Here is a 1,148-nt window from a genome sequence, read left to right on the forward strand (position 1 = left end):
ATGGGCACGGGCATGGGAGGCCACAGGGCGATGGGGAGAACAGCCACGGGCGTCGCGAAACCCCTCCTGGCGGCGGCGGCTGCCGCGCCGGGCGGCCACGACCACGCCGCGCCGAAAGACGGGCGCTGGTGGAGCACCGCCAAGGCGCGGCTGACGCTGGCGAGCGGCGCGGCGCTGGCGGCGGCATTCGGTGCCGGATTCCTGCTGCCGGCCGCGAAGGATTGGATCTTCATCGTCGCCATGCTGGTCGGCCTCGTGCCCATCGCCCGCCGCGCCATCGCGGCCGCCGGCAACGGAATGCCATTCACCATCGAGATGCTGATGACCATCGCCGCGGCGGGCGCGGTGGTCATCGGTGCGGCCGAGGAGGCGGCGGCGGTGGTGTTCCTGTTCCTGGTGGGCGAGCTGCTGGAGGGGATTGCGGCCGGCCGCGCCCGCGCCGGCATCCGCGCGCTGGCGCGCTGGTACCCAAGACCGCGCTGGTCGAGCGTGACGGGACCACGCGCGAAATCCCGGCAGACCGGCTTGCTCCGGGCAACGTCGTCCTGGTCCGTCCCGGCGAACGCATCGCCGCCGACGGCGAGGTGCTGTCCGGAGAGAGCGGCGTCGACGAGAGCCCGGTCACGGGCGAGAGCGCGCCGGTGGCGAAGGAGCCCGGCGATTCCGTCTACGCCGGCACGGTGAACGGCGCGGCGGCGCTGCGCATCCGCGTGAGCGCGGCGGCACAGGACAACACCATCGCCCGCGTGGTGCGCCTGGTGGAGGAGGCGCAGTCGGCGCGCGCGCCCACCGAGCGCTTCATCGATGGCTTCGCGCGCTACTACACGCCCGCCGTGGTTTGGCGGTGGCGGCGCTGGTGGCCGCGGTGCCGCCCCTCGCCTTCGGCGGCGGCTGGGACGACTGGATCTACAAGGGCCTTGCCATCCTCCTCATCGGCTGCCCCTGCGCGCTGGTGATCTCGACCCCGGCCGCCATCGCCTCCGGCCTTGCCGCCGGCGCCCGGCGCGGACTGCTGATGAAGGGCGGCGCGGTGCTGGAGACGGCGCGCAAGGTCACGGCCGTGTGCTTCGACAAGACCGGCACCCTCACCGCGGGCAAGCCGCAGGTCACCGACATCCTCCCCGCCGGCCGCCCGGAGCGGGAGGTGC

At 74.2% G+C, this 1,148-nt stretch carries 1 pseudogene; it reads left to right on the forward strand.

Features of this window, described 5'->3' with window-relative positions:
- Positions 1-1,148: pseudogene (locus tag AC2W7M_RS25990) on the forward strand (HAD-IC family P-type ATPase); the annotation flags it as partial.

It is taken from the genome of Xanthobacter sp. BG11Y11_SDJG (assembly GCF_057364445.1).